Origin of the sequence: Xanthomonas hortorum pv. pelargonii, from assembly GCF_024499015.1 — a bacterium.
Lineage (GTDB): Bacteria > Pseudomonadota > Gammaproteobacteria > Xanthomonadales > Xanthomonadaceae > Xanthomonas > Xanthomonas hortorum_B.
This window is the reverse complement of sequence record NZ_CP098604.1, coordinates 3,140,727-3,159,445: the sequence shown is the minus strand read 5'-3', so window position 1 is coordinate 3,159,445 and position 18,719 is coordinate 3,140,727. Positions and strand designations below refer to the sequence as shown.

Here is an 18,719-nt window from a genome sequence, read left to right as displayed (position 1 = left end):
ACCGCACCACCGGCGCTCGATGCGCTGCCTCGTCGATGCCGGTGCCACCCTTCGACATCGACCTTCAACATCAACATCGTCATTGCGCATCCATTGCCCAGACCGCCCCCCTCGCGCGACTTCGCGCAAGAGCCCGCCTGCACGAATGGTCTACGATGCACGCTTTCGAATTGCCCAACTGCCACGATGCCGTTTCTTGAACTGACCTTGCCCTGCTCCGATGCCACCCAGCCCCGTTACCAGAATGCGCTGGACGATATCGGCGCGCTGGCGGTGACGCTGCTCGACGCCAATGCCGATACCAGCAACGAGCGCGCCATTCTCGAACCCGGCGTTGGCGAAACGCCGATGTGGAACACGATAGTGCTGAACGCGCTGTTCGACGGCGACAGCGATGCGCTGGTGCTGCTCGCTGCACTGGAAGCGTTCGATCCCGGGCTGGACTGGAGCCAGGTCGGATTCCGCACGGTCGAAGACACCGATTGGGAACGCGCGTGGATGGATCAGTTCAAGCCGATGCAGTTCGGCGCGCGCACCTTCATCGTGCCGTGGAATCACGACCTCCCCGAGGCCGCACAAGCGCCCGACGCTGCGGTAGTGCGGCTGGATCCGGGCCTGGCCTTCGGCTCGGGCACGCACCAGACCACCGCGCTGTGTCTGCGCTGGCTGGACAGCCTGGCCGGCAGCGGCGAACTGCAGGGCCGCCGCGTGCTCGATTTCGGCTGCGGCTCGGGCATTCTCGCCGTTGCCGCGCTGAAGCTGGGTGCCGCCAGCGCGGTGGGTGTGGACTACGACCCGCAGGCGGTACTGGCCAGCGCCGACAATGCCGCGCGCAATGCCGTGGAGGCGCGGCTGGCGGTGTATCTGCCGCAGGACGAGCCGGTGCAGACCTACCCGGTGGTGGTGGCCAATATCCTGGCCTCGGCGCTGGATACCCTGGCCGAGACCCTGGCCGCACGTGTGGCACCCGGCGGACGGATTGCACTGTCGGGCATCCTGCACGGCCAGGAAGACGAACTGCTGCAACGCTACGCGCCGTGGTTCGAGCAACTGCGCTGCGAACGCGACGAAGACTGGATGCGCATCGACGGCATCCGCCGCGCCTGACGCATCCCAGGTTTACCGCGGGGGCCGGCCGGCGCGGATCTGCGCGGTGGTCAACGCGTCGGCAACGCTGATCGCGCGCAACCGGGTCACCGTCTGCCAACCATCGCGCTGCAGCGCTTCGTTGCGCCAGCGCCCGGCGTGTCTGGCCACGCGCACGCGGAGTAATGCGTCGGCCAGCAACACTACCGCCCAGGCAATGGACGATACCCACGCCTGTGCACCGATCATGGCCAAGCCGCCAGCCAGGCCCACGATCAACAGGCCCAGCGCCAGCAACCGCCATTGCCGGTAGCGCAGCGCCCACGCGCGCGGCGCCAGTCCGGCCGACCAATGCACGCCTTCGCGCACTGCCGTCCAGTCCGCACCGCGCTGCCAGATCTGGTAACACGGCGCGCCGCGAAAGTGCGCAACAGCTGGATCCAATGGCGAATGCGCAGGCCAGGGCGCCACCTCAGGTGGTGCCGACGGTGCTGAATCCCGTCGCGCTGGATCGGATTTGGGAGCGGCTGGCTCGACCATGAACACCTTCCTTGAGTTCGCTGTGATGTCGTCGTCATCGACACGCAGACAGTATCGCAAACATATGGCGATATGAAAGTTATACGAACTATCTCCCGGCGCTGCTAGAGCTATATCTCCCGGCCCTGTCTGCCATTCATCGGTGCCGTGTGAGCAAGCTGTACGAGCGAGTACGCGAAGCCCGCAGCTTCACCAAGCTGACCCAGGAAGCCCTGGCCGGCGAACTGGGGGTCACCCGCAGCGCCGTCGCTCAATGGGAAATGGCCGAAGGCACCGCGCCTTCGGTGGAGAATCTGATCGGCCTGGCCAAGCGCAGCGGCATGGCGTTCGAATACCTGGCCACCGGGCGCGGCGAACGGACATTCGGCCCGCCGGTCTCGGCGATCGCCGAAGAACCGGCCCAATACCGTCGCCTGGACGACCAGCAGCGCGTGCTGCTGTCGCGCTTCGATACGCTGGCACCGCGTCAGCGCGGTGGCTTGCTCGATCTATTGCTGGCCGAGGCCAAGACGCGTCGGCGGCGGTGACGGGCGGGATCGGGAATCGGGAATCGGGAATCGGGAATCGGGAAGAGCTTGCTTGTCTGCGTTTGACCAGGCACGCCATGCCGACAAGGACCGCTGAGTGTTGACGCTGCGATTCGAGATTCGCATTGGGAGCTCGCTCTGAGCCCGCCTGGTCTGTTGGCTGCCGCGCCTTGGCGCGTGTCCGCAGCAGCCAGAGGTGTTGCGAAAATGCAGTCAACGCCACTGCCGCGCGCGCTTCATGCAAGGCACACCTGCTGAAGCACCCGGGTTCGCCCATTGGCGTGCGCGTGGTTGAATAGGGGTCTTCCCGCTGCACCTCTGCCGATGTCCGAGACTCCGCCACCGCGCCGCCCCCTGGCCACGTTCCTGCGTGCGACGCCGGCTGCCCCATCGCTGATTCCCACGCCGGCGGTGCCACCTGCCGAGCCGCCCGAGCAGCCGCTGCCGGTACCGACGCGCCAGTTGCCGCCCGCGCCATTGGCAGAGCCGGCCGCCGCGCCGCCGGCCGCGGCCGTTCCGCCGCCGGTGGCGCCGCTGGTGACAGCGCCGCGCATCGACACGGCACGCGCGGCCACCACCACCCCACGCAGCGATGACCGCAAAACTGCAGCAGGCGACGCCAATCCGGATCGATTGGGGTGGAACACCTCCAGCACGCGCGACGTCCCCGGCGATACCGAGGAAGACACAACTCTCGGCGCTGATGACAACCGCGATCCGATCTCTAGTTACACCGGCACGCATTCGACTGGCGCAGTTGTCGGCAGCATTGCGGACGCAGGCCAGGAGACCGATCTCGATGCCGATGCCGATGCCGATGCCGAGCAACATCTCAATTTCGATGTCGATCGCGATCCCACACCCGACACCGCCGCCGCCCCGGCATCCAAGACCGCTCCGCAACCAGCCACCAAGGCAACCCTCAGCGATGCGGGCCACGCCGGCACCGTCGCCGCCGCACACTTCCAGCCACTCCCAGCCGCAGCCCAACCCGCGCCCGCCTTCGCACGCCGCGGCTTCACCCGGCCGCCTCTGCGCGCCAGCGGGCGGCAATGGGCGCTGTTGATCGGCTTGGTCGGTTTGTTAGCGCTGCAGATCGTCATCGCCGACCGCGCGCGCCTGGCCGCGGACGCGCGCTGGCGGCCGCTGGTCGGCGCGGCCTGCGAGGTGCTGCGGTGCACGTTACCGGCCTGGCGCGAACCGGCCGCGCTGACGCTGCTCAACCGCGACGTGCGGCCGCTGCCCGCTAACCCCGGCGTGCTGCAGATCCAGGCCAGCTTCCGCAACGACGCGCGTTGGGCGCAGGCCTGGCCGTGGCTGCAGCTGTCGCTGTCGGATGCAGACGGCCGGGTGATCGGCACGCGCGTGCTGGCGCCGCAGGAGTATCTGGGCCAACGCCCGGGCGCGCAGGACACGCTCGCGCCAGGCCAGGCGGTACAGGTGGCGTTTCGCGTGCGCGAACCGGCCGCCAGCACCGCCGCCTTCAGTTTCGATTTCCGTTGAACGGACGCGACCGGCCGCCGATGGCCACACGGGCGTGGCGAGCGATGAGGTCACGCGCTAGACTCACTCCCCCTCGCCGGCCACGCATCCCGGCTTCGTGACACTGGGAAACCTCCTTTGAACGCAGCCCCCGCTCGTCCTGACACCAGTCGTGGCGCCCCGAAGTCGCCGCTGCGCGAACACGTGGCCCAGTCCGTCCGCCGTTATCTGCGCGACCTGGACGGCAGCGACGCCGATGATGTGTATGAAATCGTGCTGCGCGAGATGGAGATCCCGTTGTTCGTGGAAGTGCTCAACCACTGCGAAGGCAACCAGAGCCGCGCCGCGGCGATGTTGGGCATCCATCGGGCGACGTTGCGCAAGAAGTTGAAAGAGTACGGGCTGACCTAACGCTGGGATTAGGGATTAGGGATTAGGGATTAGGGATTAGGGATTAGGGAAGCGTAAGCGCGGTGCTGCGTCGCTGGCTGTTCAGTGCGCTCCACTGCCGTGGTTGACGGAGCCAAGCCGCTCTGCGCGCTGATGCATGAGCGTCGTCTGGATGCCTCGCACTGCCGATGCGGATCCAGCGCTGACATGCGCGTTTCACTCTTCGTGACCCGCTTCAGGGACTGGCGACGCCAGGCGGGCGGCAGTCATCGGGGTCACCGCAATGCGTGTTTGAGCAGATCAGGCCAACTGCCGCTCATCGGGCAGTTGGCCGCAGCCGTTACCGATCGCCTGCGTGCGTTTCTTGCTCAGTGGGGTGCATGCGCGTCAGGCACGTGATCGGCTGCAGACGCCGGCCCGCCGCCATGCTCGAGCACGATGGTGTCGATCGTGTCGAACGGATCGTCGAATTTTTCGACCACGTTCTTGTCGTCGTCGACCTGATAGGCGGTGTCGGCCTCGACGCCCTCCTCGCCGGTCTTGGCAATGATGTTGGTATAGCGCTTGCCGTCCCAGCATCGGAAGATCAGCACCGAGTCTTCGCCACCGGTGAGGGTGGAGCCCAGGCTACCGATCAATCGGCTGTTGGCGCCCGCGGTCAGGATGCTGTTCTTGCCGGCGGTCAACTTGCTGCGGTCGCCTGCCATCAGCGTGCAATCGTCGCCTGCGGTGAGTTTGCTGCGGTCCCCGGCGGTGAGGAAGCTGTTGCTGCCGGCCAGCAACTTGCTGCGATCGCCGGCGATCTGGGTGCTGTCGGCGCCGGCGATCAGCTTGCTGCGGTCGCCTGCGGTCTGGATGCTGCCCCTGCCGGCGATCAGCGTGCTGCGCGAGCCCGCCGTCTGCGAACTCAGCTTGCCGGCGATCAACATGCTGCGATGGCCGGCAATCTGGGTACTTTCGTGTCCTGCGATCAACGAGCTTCCGTAGCTTGCGATCTGGTTGCTGCCATAGCCAGCGGTCAGATAGCTGCGCACGCCACTGGTCAAGGTGCTGCCATAACCGGCGATCAGCGAGCTGTCCTGTCCTGCGGTCTCGGTGCTGCCGTAGCCTGCCGTCAGCGTGCTGTTGTCCAGCGCCATCAGGGTGCTGCCGTAGCCGGCGGTCAGCGTGCTGTCGCCACCGGCGGTCTGGCTGCTGCCGTAGCCGGCGATCAGCGTGCTGGAGAAACCGGCGATTTCGGTACTGCCGTAGCCGGCGGTCAGCGAGCTGTTTTCCAGCGCGGTCAGCGTGCTGCCATAACCGGCGGTGAGGGTGCTTTCGTAACCGGCGGTCTGGGTGCTGCCATACCCCGCGATCAGGGTGCTTTCGTAACCTGCGGTGGAATTGCTGCCGTAACCGGCGGTCAGGATGCTGCCATGGCCGGCCGTTTGCGTGCTGCCGTAGCCGGTGGTGAGCCAACTGATTTCCTGCGCCGTCTGGGTGCTGCCGTAGCCGGCGGTCAAGGTACTTTCGTAGCCGGCCGTCTGCGTGCTGCCATAGCCGGCAATCAACGAACTCTGGAAGCTGGCGGTGGACGTACTGCCGTAGCCGGTGATCAGCCAGCTGCTGCTCTGCGCGGTCTGGGTACTGCCGTAACCGGCCGTCAGGAAGCTGTCGTAACCGGCAGTCTGGGTACTGCCATAACCCGCGATCAGCGAGCTGTCCGGGCCGGCCATGGAGGAACTGCCGTAGCCTGCAATCAGCGAACTGCTTTCCTGCGCGGTCTGGGTGCTGCCATAGCCGGTAGTGAGAATGCTCTTGTAACCGGCGGTCTGGGTACTGCCATAGCCGGCAATCAGCGTACTGTCGTGGCCGGCGGTCGATGTACTGCCGTAACCGGTGGTGAGCGTGCTGCGCTCCTGCGCGGTCTGGGTGCTGCCGTAGCCTGAGGTGAGGATGCTCTTGAAGCCGGCCGTCTGGGTGCTGCCGTAGCCGGCAATCAGCGAGCTGTCGGAGCCGGCGGTGGACGAACTGCCATAGCCGGCAGTGAGCATGCTGCCCTCTTGCGCGGTCTGGGTGCTGCCGTAACCCGTGGTCAGGATGCTTTTGAAGCCGGCCGTCTGGGTGCTGCCATAGCCGGCGATCAGCGAACTGTCCGAACCGGCGGTTGAGGTGCTGCCGTAACCGGCGGTGAGGTCACTGCCCTTACGTGCGGTTTGCGTGCTGCCGTAGCCGGCGGTGAGCGAGCTGTCGCCCCCGGAGGTCTGGGTGCTGCCGTAGCCGGCGATCAGCGTGCTGTCGGCACCGGCGGTCGACGTGCTGCCATAGCCGGTGGTGAGGTCGCTGCCCTTACGTGCGGTTTGCGTGCTGCCGTAGCCGGCAGTGAGCGAGCTGTCGCCCCCGGAGGTCTGGGTGCTGCCGTAGCCGGCGATCAGCGTGCTGTCGGCACCGGCGGTCGACGTGCTGCCATAGCCGGTGGTGAGGTCACTGCCCTTACGTGCGGTTTGCGTGCTGCCGTAGCCTGCAGTGAGGGAGCTGTCCCCGCCAGAGGTTTGGGTACTGCCATACCCTGCGATCAAGGTGCTGTCGGCACCCGCCGTGGAGGTACTGCCATAGCCGGTGGTGAGGTCACTGCCCTTACGTGCGGTTTGCGTGCTGCCATAGCCTGCAGTGAGCGAACTTTCCCCGCCGGAGGTCTGCGTACTTCCGTACCCTGCAATCAAGGTGCTGTCGGCACCGGCCGTGGAGGTGCTGCCGTAGCCGGTTGTCAGGTCGCTACCGCTGCGCGCCGTTTGCGTGCTGCCGTAGCCGGCGGTCAGCGAACTGTCGCCGCCCGATGTCTGGGTGCTGCCGTAACCGGCAATCAAGGTACTGTCGGCGCCGGCCGTGGAGGTACTGCCGTAGCCGGTGGTCAGGTCGCTACCGCTTCGCGCCGTCTGGGTGCTTCCATAACCGGCAGTCAGCGAGCTTTCGCCGCCGGAGGTCTGCGTGCTGCCATAACCGGCGATCAAGGTGCTGTCGGCGCCGGCTGTGGAGGTGCTGCCGTAGCCGGTGGTCAGATCGCTGCCCTTGCGCGCCGTTTGCGTGCTGCCATATCCGGCGGTGAGCGAACTTTCGCCACCAGCGGTTTGCGTGCTGCCGTAGCCTGCAACCAAGGTGCTGTCGGCGCCGGCCGTCGAGGTACTGCCGTAGCCGGTGGTCAGGTCGCTGCCGCTGCGTGCGGTCTGCGTGCTGCCGTAGCCGGCAGTCAGCGAACTGTCGCCACCAGAGGTCTGGGTGCTGCCGTAACCGGCGATCAAGGTGCTGTCGCCACCGGCCGTCGAGGTACTGCCGTAGCCGGCGGTCAGATCGCTGCCTTTGCGGGCGGTCTGCGTGCTGCCGTAGCCGGCGGTCAGCGAACTGTCACCACCAGAGGTTTGCGTGCTGCCGTAACCGGCGATCAAGGTGCTATCACCACCGGCCGTCGAGGTACTGCCATAGCCGGCGGTCAGATCGCTGCCTTTGCGGGCGGTTTGCGTGCTGCCGTAGCCGGCGGTGAGCGAACTTTCGCCACCGGAGGTCTGGGTGCTGCCATAACCGGCAATCAAGGTGCTATCTGCACCGGCGGTTGCGGTGCTGCCATAGCCGGCGGTCAGATCGCTGCCTTTGCGCGCGGTTTGCGTACTGCCGTAGCCGGCGGTGAGCGAACTGTCCCCGCCGGAGGTCTGGGTGCTGCCATAGCCTGCGATCAGCGTGCTGTCCGCGCCGGCGGTGGAGGTGCTGCCGTAACCCGCAGTGAGATCGCTGCCGGTACGGGCGGTCTGGGTGCTGCCGTAGCCTGCCGTCAGCGAGCTGTCGTTGCCCGATGTCTGCGTACTGCCATAACCGGCAATCAGCGAGCTATCGGCACCTGCGGTGCCCGTGCTGCCGTAGCCGGCGGTGAGGTCACTGCCGTCCTGCGCTGTCTGCGTGCTGCCATAGCCGGCAGTGAGCGAGCTTTCTCCGCCCGAGGTCTGGGTGCTGCCGTAGCCGGCGATCAGCGAGCTATCGGTGCCCGCCGTGCTGGTGCTGCCGTAGCCTGCGGTGAGGTCGCTGCCGTTCTGCGCGGTTTGGGTGCTGCCGTAGCCGGCGGTCAACGAGCTGTCGCCGCCGGAGGTTTGCGTACTGCCATAGCCGGCGATCAGCGAGCTATCTGCACCCGCAGTTTCCGTGCTGCCGTAGCCCGCTGTCAGCTCGCTGCCATGGCGCGCGGTTTGGGTGCTGCCATAGCCGGCAGTGAGCGTGCTGCCCCCGCCTGCGGTCTGGGAACTGCCATAGCCGGCCACGATGGTGCTGTCGGATCCGGCCACGCCGGTGCTGCCATAGCCGGCGATCAACTCACTGCCGTTACCCGCGGTCTCGGTGCTTCCATAGCCTGCGATCAGCTGACTCTGATCGGCGCCGGTGAGCGTGCTGCCATAGGTGGCGATTTCGCGGGTGCGCAGGATCGCATGTGACGGCTGCGCGGCTTGTGGGTCGATGCCGTTGGGCGGTGATGGAAGTGGCGCGGTGGAATGCGGACCGCTTTCAACAGCAGGCGCGGTGAACTGCGCGTGCGGTGCCTTGGGGGTGAATTCCGCAGCCATGACGGTGTCGACAGGCAATTCGGGTTTGGGTGGCGCGTGTTGCTCGATGCCGGCGGCGATGCAGCTCATCGCGCCCGCACGGTTACCGGCGTAGACCACGTCGGCCTTGGGAAACTTGATCATTCCCTCTTCGCCCAACCAGATGATATCGGCGGTCTCCACCATGCACACCACCCAGTGCGCATCGGCATGCATGTTCAGATGCGCGTTGGTTCCCTGCCCCCACAACAAACCGGTCAAACCATTTTCCTGTTTGACGCTAGGCTGCCAATGCCTGCATTCGACCGGACCGCTTTTCGGCCAGATCAATCCGCAATGATCGGACATGTTGTTTGTGCATGTGCGTAATGCCAAAACTTTTTCACGATTCATAAGATAATCTCATCTGAATTTTCTAAAACAGCCGCGCAAGTCAGGTTCATGCCATCGCCGATAGAAAGATGAGAGCGTCGCCCATGCGGGCGAAACGCATCCTCCCGCTGGCAAGGACTGCGTCGGAACGGCAATGGTGGTCCTTCGGGAACGCCCTAGGGCGCGAAGTGCGCTGGGGTGTCTTGCTTGAATCGCAGGGTCATGGATCGCCGTGACGGCAAGACGCAGCTTAGGGTGAGGGCAAGGCTGGCTCCTGCGCGGCAGCCCTTGCAGCAAGTAGTGGTGGACGCCTCGCCGACAGCGTCATTGCCTTTGAACGTTAGGGAACTCAACAGATCAGCGAGTCCAGATCGTGATTCAGCAGCACGTGGCAGATGTCGCCACAGCAGAAAACATGTTTCAAATACCGAAGCGCGAAACGCACATTGCGCCGAGATTTCCGACTTTTTTTCTAAATATGCGAACGGGTCTTGATTATGTCATTCGGCGAATCGCTCGCTTTCGAGTAACCCGGCAGCCCACTGATTTTTTTACAGCGACATATTTTCGTGATTGACTCCTGATTTATTGGTGAATTGGCTCACTAAATCAATTTAAACCCGATGGTCGAATGTCGCTTTTCAGATGTGCGCTCCGTCATTTGCCGTTTGTGACGCGACTTTATCTGACTGCATCAGCGCGCTCTTCGTCCATGCCGGGTCGGTCATGCGCGACGGCTGCCGCATTTACGGCAATCCGTCAGCGCGTTGCCATGAATGACATCAGCTGCACGCCAGCACACGACAACACCGCAAGCGGCCGTTCGATTGCCGGTATCTCGCCGAGTGCCAGACAGCCTTGGGTGGAGCGATCGCTTCGCCGACGCCTGCGTGATCATGTCTGGCGACCGAACAACTCGACCGAGCGGCACGTGGTCGTCACCTGCTGTCGCCCGATGCCGTTGCGCTCTAGCGCCCACCAAACCTGCGTCCGTAGCAGCGCCTGGAAGCTCGCCGCCAGCACGCAGATCAAGCCCATCGCGAAGGTGTTGAGCCCATCGCGCGCTGTCGCGGCCTACAATATCGGCTGCCCCGCTTTGATATCCCCCACCCATGGCCTCCGACTTTGAACGCAGCCCCCGCTCGTCCTGACACCAGTCGTGGCACCCCGAAGTCGCCGCTGCGCGAGCACGTGGCCCATTCGGTCCGCCGTTATCTGCGCGACCTGGACGGCAGCGACGCCGATGATGCGTATGAAATCGTGCTGCGCGAGATGGAGATTCCGTTGTTCGTCGAAGTGCTCAACCACTGCGAAGGCAACCAGAGCCGCGCCGCGGCGATGCTCGGCATCCACCGTGCCACGCGCGCAAGAAGCTCAAGGAATATGGGCTGACGTGAGCATCCGAACGCCGTCGGCTGGGTGCAAGCCACCATCCACACCGCACCTTGACGACGGCGCTGAACAGGGTCGATTCGCCCGCCATTCAATCGTCGATTCTGCTTGCGCGAGATGCTGCCGCGACTTGCCACGGCCATGATGCAATCCAACGCATGTCCAGAGCCGATTTTGCGGGCAGCGAGCAATTTTCATGGCTGAGTGTCAGGGCTAATCAGGAACATACATTGACCGTGCGGGCTATGCAGGGCCAGAAACCACATTTACATTGATTATATTGAAGTCAGTCACATCAATACCCGGTAAAATCCTTTAACTTCGATCTGCAGGGGCATCAAGAAGGATTAATAAAATGAAAATTTCAACAAATAAAACAAAAAAATTCTGCGCCGCAGAACTAATCTCATCACTTCTCCTCATTGCAACCAATGCATCGGCCGCCGACTCCGACGATCGCACCAGGTACTCACAGCTCTATATTGCAAATGTTTCAAGCAGCGTAAAAGCGCTGGGCATCCGCGGATACTCGTGCTACCCGATACAGCCGGAAAAGAATGCGACAGCAGGGCCTAAAGTTGAAACAAATAATACTTACACGTTAATCGGGTACAGTACCCCTCACTGCGATGATGGCACACGGGTGGATGGTGTCAAACAAGATCTCAAAGTTACTGGCGATAAAGACATCTGCATCATTGTAAGGGAAGACACCATCAACTCCGGGCTCTGCAACAAGTAGTCAAGCACGCATCCGTCGACCAATCGCATTGCTTATCAGCACCCGCGGGCCAACCAGGTTCGAACGGCCCATCTCAAATGAGCACTTATGAATCGATTCCAGACATAAGCTAATCAGGGGAATATCCTATGAAAATTGAATTTCCTGCCAAAGCCGCGATTCTTCTGAGCGGTATGCTGGCACTGACTGCCGCGCAGGCAAAAGATCCGGTGCATTCGTGCCCGGTCAAATCCACCATCAAGCAGATGCAAAAATCCGACGGCCGCATCGAGTATCAGGCGAAAGATTCTGGAGCCACTTGGCACGGGGAGAGCATGCGCGGAAATTTGTCCGACCTTGCAGGCGTCAGATTTTTGGAAGCCTACCTGATAGAAGGAGACACGCGCGCAGTCTGCGATTATGTGAACGAAGCTGTCGGCATCCGCATGTCGCTGAAATTGAAATCGCCTGCGGTACCGATCACAGGCTGGAAAGCCGAAAAACAACCCGGCAATGGTGCGGCGTATCCACGTTGCACAAACGAGCCACAGGACTGTAAGTTCCGGGCAAGCTCTGAACTAAGAGTGGCTAACAAAACCTAGCGAACAGTCGTACCGTCGGCTGGCCACATTGCGTGGCCAGCCGCAACCGATCTGCCAACGCGGCAGCCGAGAGCTGCATTGGCGCGATCAGGCCGTGCCGCCATATCCTGGCCAGCATGGACAGCAAGCGAATCTGCGGCCGCCCTTACCGGAAGCAGCCCGCACCATCTGGGGACCACGAGCCCATTGAAGCCACGGCGCAGCCTGCAATATCGGCTGAATGACATCCCCCACCGATGGCCTCTGATTTCCTGCCCGTGCGCCGGGCCCTGCTCTCCGTTTCCGACAAGACCGGCCTGATCGATCTGGCCCGCGCGCTGGTGGCGCGCAACGTCGCGCTGCTGTCCACCGGCGGCACCGCCAAGACGATCCGCGAGGCGGGTTTGCCAGTTAAAGATGTCGCCGAGCTGACCGGTTTCCCGGAAATGATGGACGGCCGCGTCAAGACCCTGCACCCGCTGGTGCACGGCGGCCTGCTCGGCCGCGCCGGCATCGATGAAGCGGTGATGGCCGAACACGGCATCGTGCCGATCGACCTGCTGGTGCTGAACCTGTATCCGTTCGAGTCGGTGACCGCCAAGGCCGATTGCACGCTGGCCGATGCGGTGGAAAACATCGATATCGGCGGCCCGGCGATGCTGCGCTCGGCGGCGAAGAACTTCGCCCGCGTGGCGGTGGCCACCGACCCGGCGCAGTACGCCGAGTTGCTGGCCGAACTCGATGCCAACGACGGTCAATTGTCGGCGGCCAAGCGCTTTGCGTTGTCGGTGGCCGCGTTCAACCGCGTGGCGCAGTACGACGCGGCGATCAGCAACTATCTCTCGGCGGTGGCCGACAGTGCGCAGAGCGTGCCCACGCGCAGCCCGTTCCCGGCGCAGATCAATTCCAACTTCATCAAGGTGATGGACCTGCGCTACGGCGAAAACCCGCATCAGGCCGGCGCGTTCTATCGCGACCTGTATCCGGTGCCGGGCACGCTGGCCACCTTCCAGCAATTGCAGGGCAAGGAGCTGAGCTACAACAACCTGGCCGATGCCGACGCGGCGTGGGAATGCGTGCGCCAGTTCGACGCTCCGGCCTGCGTGATCGTCAAACACGCCAACCCCTGCGGTGTGGCGGTGGGCGCGGCCTGCGGCGATGCCTACGAGCTGGCCTATGCGACCGACCCGACCAGCGCGTTCGGTGGCATCCTGGCTTTCAACAAGACGCTGGATGCGGCCACCGCCAAGGCCATTCTGGATCGCCAGTTCGTCGAGGTGCTGATCGCCCCGGACTACGAGCCCGGCGCGCTCGAGTACGCGACCAAAAAAGCCAACGTACGCGTGCTCAAGATCCCGCACGGCAACGGCCTCAACAACTACGACACCAAGCGCATCGGCTCGGGCCTGCTGATGCAGTCGTCCGACAACCGCGGCATGTCGCTGGGCGAACTGAGCGTGGTCACCCAGCGCGCGCCCAGCGAGGCCGAACTGGGCGATCTGCTGTTCGCCTGGCGCGTGGCCAAGTACGTCAAATCCAACGCCATTGTCTATGCCAAGGACAGCCGCACCATCGGTGTGGGCGCCGGGCAAATGAGCCGCGTGGTCAGCGCCAAGATCGCCGCGCTCAAGGCCGAGGAAGCCAAGCTCACGGTGGCCGGCTCGGTGATGGCCTCCGATGCGTTCTTCCCGTTCCGCGACGGCATCGATGCCGCCGCAGCTGCCGGCATCAAGGCGGTGATCCAGCCCGGCGGCTCGATGCGCGACGGCGAAGTGATCGCCGCCGCCGACGAGCATGGCATCGCGATGGTGTTCACCGGTGTGCGGCATTTCAGGCACTGAAGTGCCGGGAATGGAGATTGGGGAATAGGGAATCGCAAGAGCGGCTCCCTCGATGCCATTCCACATCGTACGGCCTGCAGAAGCAAAGACTTTTCTATTCCCCATTCCCCAATCTCGGCACTCACATGAAAATCCTTGTCATCGGCTCCGGCGGCCGCGAACACGCCCTGGCCTGGAAGATCGCGCAGTCCGCGCAAGTGAGCGAAGTGCTCGTGGCACCGGGCAATGCCGGCACCGCCACCGAAACCAAGTGCCGCAATGTGGCGATCAAGGTCGATGATCTCGATGGCTTGCTCGCCTTGGCGCAGCGCGAGGCCGTCGCGCTCACCGTGGTCGGCCCGGAAGTGCCACTGGTGCTGGGCGTGGTCGACCGCTTCAATGCCGCTGGCCTGCGCATCTTCGGGCCCACCGCCAAGGCCGCGCAGTTGGAAGGCAGCAAGGCGTTCGCCAAGGATTTTCTCGCGCGTCATGGCATCCCGACTGCGTATTACGCGGTGCACACGGAAGTGGACGCAGCACTTGCCTATGTGCGTGAGAAAGGCGCACCGATCGTGGTCAAAGCCGATGGCCTGGCCGCCGGCAAGGGCGTGATCGTGGCGATGACGCTAAGCGAGGCCGAAGACGCGGTGCGCGACATGCTCTCGGGCAATGCGTTCGGCGATGCCGGCGCGCGCGTGGTGATCGAAGAATTCCTCGATGGCGAAGAAGCCAGCTTCATCTCGATGGTCGACGGCACCCACGCCTTGCCGATGGCCACCAGCCAGGACCACAAGCGTGTCGGCGATGGCGACACCGGCCCCAATACCGGCGGCATGGGCGCGTACTCGCCGGCTCCGGTGGTCACGCCCGAGGTGCACGCGCGGGTGATGCGCGAGGTGGTCGAGCCGACCGTGCAAGGCATGATCGCCGACGGCGTGCCGTTCACCGGGTTTCTGTATGCCGGGCTGATGATCGATGCGCATGGCGCACCGAAGGTGATCGAGTTCAACGTGCGCTTCGGCGACCCGGAGACCCAGCCGGTGATGCTGCGCCTGCAATCGGATCTGGTCGATCTGCTCGAAGCTGCCATCGACGGCAAGCTCGACACCGCGCAAGCACAGTGGGATCCGCGCCCATCGCTGGGCGTGGTCATCGCAGCCAAGCCGTATCCCGAATCCCCGATCACCGGCGAGGTCATCAGCGGCCTGGACGCAGTGCCGGCCAACGCCAAGGTCTTCCATGCCGGCACCACGTTGAATGCCGACGGTGAAGTGATCAGCGCCGGTGGCCGCGTGCTGTGCGTGGCCGCCCTGGGCGACAGCGTGCAGGACGCACAGCGCACCGCGTATGCCGGCCTGCAGCCGATCCACTGGCCCAACGCCTTCCAGCGCAGCGATATCGGCTGGCGCGCGATCGCCCGCGAGCGCGACGCACAGGGCTGAGCACTCGCAACCACACCTTGCAAGGTCGTCAAGCGCGATACATGCCCGTGCAGTTGGCCGGACGCGCAGCACGCGGCTGCGCGCAGGCACCGTCGTCGCGCAATCGGCTCCAATCCGCACAAACGCCGCCCTACTGACAAAGAATTAGCCGCCCTCCACACCGATGGCGCGTGCCTGCGGCAATAATGCCCAGGCACCTTGCCTTGCAGAGACTGTGGCCACTTCTTCCTTCGAAACCCGCCTGAGCCGCTTGTGGGCCCACGAAAAGGCCAGCTATGGCCTGCGCGTGTTCATCGCGCTGGCGGTGGCGATGGGCGTGTGCTGGCACTGGCAGCAGCTCACCGCGGTGCCGGCGCTGTTTCTGGGGGCGATTGCCAGCGCCATTGCCGAAACCGACGACAACTGGCTGGGCCGCATCAAATCGGTGCTGCTCTCGCTGCTGTGTTTTGCTGCCGCTGCGGCGTCGGTGGTGCTGCTGTTTCCGTATCCGCTGGCATTCGTGATCGGCATGGCGGTGGCGACGTTTTCGCTGACCCTGCTCGGCGCACTGGGCGAGCGCTATGCCTCGATCGCGCAGGCCACCGTGGCCTTGTCGATCTACGCCATGATCGGCATGGACCAGCACGGCAGCCACGATCCGCTGATCGCCTGGCACGGTGCGGCGCTGCTGCTGATCGGCGCCACCTGGTACGGCGTGCTGTCGATCCTGTGGACCCTGCTGTTCGCCAACCGCCCGATACGCGAGCGGCTGTCGCGGCTGTTCTTCGAACTGGGCCGCTATCTCAAGCTCAAGGCCGATCTGTTCGAACCCGTGCGGCAAAGCGACCTGCATGCACGCCGGCTGGCGCTGGCCGAGCAGAACGCCAAGGTGGTCGGCGCACTCAACGCCGCCAAGACCGCGATCATGAGCCGCTTTGGCCGCTCGGGGCGGCCGGGCGTGCAATCGGGCCTGTATTTCCGCCTGTACTACATGGCGCAGGAATTCCACGAGCGCGCCAGTTCCTCGCACTATCCCTACGAAGCGCTGACCGACGCGTTCTTCCATAGCGATGTGCTGTATCGCTGCCAGCGCCTGCTGGCACTGCAGGGCAAAGCCTGCGCCGCGTTGGGCGAGGCGATCCGCCTGCGCCACCCGTTCGATTATGGCGACAACAGCCGCCTGGCCACCGAAGACCTGCGCCAATCGCTGGACTACCTGCACGCGCGTGCCGACCCGGCACTCGCACGTTTGCTCGGCGCGCTGGAACTGCTGGTCACCAACCTGCAGAGCATCGAACGCAAGCTGTCGGAGGCGGCGCAATCCGATTCCACCAGCGATAACCTCGACACCCGTCTGCGCGATTCATCGCCGCACACCTTGCGCGAGATGGCCGCACGCCTGGGCCAGCAACTCACGCCCGGCTCGGTGCTGTTCCGCCATGGCCTGCGCATGGCCATCGCGCTGGTGGTCGGCTACGCCATCATGCAATCCATCCATGCCGACAACGGCTACTGGATCCTGCTCACCACCGCCTTCGTGTGCCGGCCCAACTACGGCGCCACCCGCCTGCGGCTGGTGCAACGCATCGCCGGCACCTTGATCGGCCTGGTCGCTACCTGGGCGCTGATGCAGCTGTTTCCCGGCACCGAAGTGCAATTGCTGCTGGCACTGGCCGCCGCACTGATCTTCTTCATCACCCGCACCGATCGCTACATGCTGGCCACCGCCGGCATCACCGTGATGGCGCTGTTCTGCTTCAACCTGCTCGGCGATGGTTTCGTGCTGATCTGGCCGCGCCTGATCGACACGCTGATCGGTTGCGCGATCGCCGCTGCGGCCTCGTTCCTGATCCTGCCGGACTGGCAGGGCCGCCGCCTCAACCAGGTGATGGCCACGGTGCTGGCCAGCTGCGCGCGCTATCTCACCCAGGTGCTGGAGCAATACGCCAGCGGCATGCGCGACGACCTGCCGTACCGCATCGCGCGGCGCGACATGCATAACGCCGATGCCGCCTTGTCGGTGGCGCTGTCCAACATGCTGCGCGAACCGGGCCGCTATCGGCGCAATCTGGATGCCGGCTTCCGCTTCCTGGCGCTGTCCAACACCTTGCTCGGCTATCTCTCCGCATTGGGCGCGCATCGCGCCGCACTCGATGGCGAACACGACCCCACCATCGCGCAGGCCGGCGACTATCTGCAGCGCGCGCTGGGCGAAATCGCCACTGCCTTGCGCGAACGCCAACCGTTGCCGGCGCACGACGAAACCGAAGAAGTGGCCACCGCCGAAGCGCTGGAACAACATGCCGTGCAACTGCCGCCCAAGCAGCGCCTGGTGCGCGACCAGTTGGCATTGACCCTGCGCTTGTTGCCCAAGCTGCGTGCTGCGGCGATGGCGGTTACCACTGCACCGGCAGACAGCACCACCCGGTTGGCGATCAACAAGGCCTAACGCGTCCTTAGTCTGTGGGCAAGGATGCCGCGCAACCAATGCAGCATCCATGTGGATAGCCGGATCACGGGCGATGCGATGCAAGCACAGGCCACCTTCATCCGATGGCCGCGTCGTCGCTCTGTCAGCCGCATTTACTTCCACTGCTTGCGCACCACGATCAGCCACACCCACCCCAACGCCGCCACAGCCAGCACTGCGCCACCGATCACCACGCCGTTCCAGCCGGCCTGCGCATACGCCGCCGTGCCCAATGTCGAACCCACCGCGCCGCCGATGAAGTAGCAGGTGATGTAGGCCGAGGTAATGCGATTGCGCGCATTGGGATTGCGCTGATAGATCACGCTCTGGTTGGCGATATGCACGCCTTGCACCGCGATATCAAGCAGCAGCACGCCGACGATCAGCAAGCCGATCGATTGCGGCGCAAACGCAAGCAATCCCCACGACAGCAGCAACATCACCAGCCCGCCCCAACTGACCCGATCGCCATGCCCGTGATCGGACCAATGGCCGGAGCGATTGGCGGCCAGCGCACCAGCCGCGCCGATCAAACCGAACAGCCCGATCACCGCCGTGCCATAGCCATAAAGTGGCCCAGACAGCAAAAACGCCAGCGTGGTCCAGAACATGCTGAAGCCGGCAAAGATCAGCCCGCCCAGCACCGCGCGCGAACGCAGCACCGCATCGTCGCGCAGCAGCGTCAGTACCGATCCCACCAACTGCGGATACGACAACTGCGCATTGCCCGGATGCCGCGGCAACCCGCGCCACAGCAGCCAGGCCGTGACCAGCAATGAACCTGATGCGATCCAGTACACCGTATGCCAGCCGCCAACACCGGCCAGCACCCCCGCGGCCGTACGCGCCAGCAGGATGCCCAGCAACAACCCGCTCATCACCGTGCCGATCACCCGCCCGCGCTCGTGCGGTGCGGCCAGGGTCGCCGCAAACGGCACCAGAATCTGCGCCGCCACCGAGCTGGCACCGGTCACGATGGTGCCCGCCAGCAACATGCCGAAGCTGTGCGAGGCCGCGCTCACCAGCAGGCCGAGCGCGCTGAGCACGAACAGGCCGACGATCAGCCCGCGCCGCTCCAGCCGGTCGCCCAGCGGCACCAGCAACAGCAGCCCGGCCGCATAGGCCAGCTGCGCGGCAGTCACCACCGCCCCGGCACTGCGCACCTGGATCCCGAATGCCTGCGCCAGCGTCTCCAACAACGGCTGCGCGTAATAGTTGCTCGCCACCGCCAGCCCGGTGGCCGCGGCCATCAGCAGCACCAGCCGACGCGGCAATGGTGGATGCGCAGCGGATTCGACGGTCATGACAGGAGTCTGCTAAGGAGAGGCGCGCAGTGTGGGCGGTGACGCGGCATC

At 64.5% G+C, this 18,719-nt stretch carries 12 protein-coding genes and 2 pseudogenes; 11 read left to right on the top strand and 3 right to left on the bottom strand.

All coding sequences use genetic code 11. The features are described 5' to 3' along the window. Positions 1 to 186: 186 nt before the first annotated feature. Positions 187 to 1,107 carry a 50S ribosomal protein L11 methyltransferase gene (gene prmA / locus NDY25_RS13830; protein ID WP_168958073.1) on the top strand — a complete coding sequence of 307 codons (921 nt, stop codon included), beginning with the start codon at positions 187 to 189 and terminating at the stop codon, positions 1,105 to 1,107. A 12-nt stretch (positions 1,108 to 1,119) separates the two neighbouring features. On the opposite strand, the gene NDY25_RS13825 is transcribed toward prmA, so the two are convergent. Then, positions 1,120 to 1,632 carry a hypothetical protein gene (locus NDY25_RS13825; RefSeq protein WP_168958074.1) on the bottom strand — a complete coding sequence of 171 codons (513 nt, stop codon included), beginning with the start codon at positions 1,630 to 1,632 and terminating at the stop codon, positions 1,120 to 1,122. A gap of 143 nt (positions 1,633 to 1,775) precedes the next feature. Here NDY25_RS13825 and NDY25_RS13820 point away from each other — a divergent pair, with 143 nt between their 5' ends. From NDY25_RS13820 to fis (NDY25_RS13810), 3 genes are all read left to right on the top strand, one after another. Then, the gene (locus tag NDY25_RS13820; RefSeq protein WP_256627500.1) at positions 1,776 to 2,153 is read left to right on the top strand and encodes a helix-turn-helix domain-containing protein; all 378 of its coding nucleotides are present in this window, start codon (positions 1,776 to 1,778) and stop codon (positions 2,151 to 2,153) included. Between the two features lie 324 nt (positions 2,154 to 2,477). Next, positions 2,478 to 3,656, top strand: a complete 1,179-nt coding sequence (locus NDY25_RS13815; RefSeq protein ID WP_168958075.1) for a DUF3426 domain-containing protein — start codon at positions 2,478 to 2,480, stop codon at positions 3,654 to 3,656. Positions 3,657 to 3,773: 117 nt separating this feature from the next. Next, positions 3,774 to 4,046, top strand: a complete 273-nt coding sequence (gene fis / locus NDY25_RS13810; RefSeq protein WP_043908547.1) for a DNA-binding transcriptional regulator Fis — start codon at positions 3,774 to 3,776, stop codon at positions 4,044 to 4,046. A gap of 347 nt (positions 4,047 to 4,393) precedes the next feature. On the opposite strand, the gene NDY25_RS13805 is transcribed toward fis (NDY25_RS13810), so the two are convergent. Further along, entirely contained in the window at positions 4,394 to 8,980 is a 4,587-nt protein-coding gene (locus NDY25_RS13805) for a beta strand repeat-containing protein (RefSeq protein ID WP_168958076.1), read from the bottom strand. Positions 8,981 to 10,084: 1,104 nt separating this feature from the next. Between NDY25_RS13805 and fis (NDY25_RS13800) the strand changes: the two are divergent. From fis (NDY25_RS13800) to yccS, 7 genes and pseudogenes are all read left to right on the top strand, one after another. Next, positions 10,085 to 10,356: pseudogene (gene fis, locus NDY25_RS13800) on the top strand (DNA-binding transcriptional regulator Fis). Positions 10,357 to 10,441: 85 nt separating this feature from the next. Further along, positions 10,442 to 10,555 (top strand): annotated as a pseudogene (locus NDY25_RS13795) (IS1595 family transposase); the annotation flags it as partial. A gap of 151 nt (positions 10,556 to 10,706) precedes the next feature. Continuing rightward, positions 10,707 to 11,093, top strand: a complete 387-nt coding sequence (locus tag NDY25_RS13790) for a hypothetical protein (protein WP_256627499.1) — start codon at positions 10,707 to 10,709, stop codon at positions 11,091 to 11,093. A 128-nt stretch (positions 11,094 to 11,221) separates the two neighbouring features. After that, positions 11,222 to 11,674, top strand: coding sequence for a DUF3757 domain-containing protein (locus NDY25_RS13785; RefSeq protein WP_233366440.1), 453 nt, complete (start codon positions 11,222 to 11,224; stop codon positions 11,672 to 11,674). 236 nt (positions 11,675 to 11,910) lie between these two features. Continuing rightward, complete coding sequence (purH, locus tag NDY25_RS13780) at positions 11,911 to 13,494, top strand: bifunctional phosphoribosylaminoimidazolecarboxamide formyltransferase/IMP cyclohydrolase (protein WP_168958079.1); 1,584 nt, start codon at positions 11,911 to 11,913, stop codon at positions 13,492 to 13,494. Positions 13,495 to 13,619: 125 nt separating this feature from the next. After that, complete coding sequence (purD, locus tag NDY25_RS13775) at positions 13,620 to 14,915, top strand: phosphoribosylamine--glycine ligase (RefSeq protein WP_168958080.1); 1,296 nt, start codon at positions 13,620 to 13,622, stop codon at positions 14,913 to 14,915. Positions 14,916 to 15,129: 214 nt separating this feature from the next. Next, entirely contained in the window at positions 15,130 to 17,343 is a 2,214-nt protein-coding gene (gene yccS / locus NDY25_RS13770) for a YccS family putative transporter (RefSeq protein WP_168958081.1), read from the top strand. 134 nt (positions 17,344 to 17,477) lie between these two features. On the opposite strand, the gene NDY25_RS13765 is transcribed toward yccS, so the two are convergent. Further along, positions 17,478 to 18,668, bottom strand: a complete 1,191-nt coding sequence (locus NDY25_RS13765) for an MFS transporter (protein ID WP_168958082.1) — start codon at positions 18,666 to 18,668, stop codon at positions 17,478 to 17,480. Between the last annotated feature and the right edge of the window lie 51 nt (positions 18,669 to 18,719).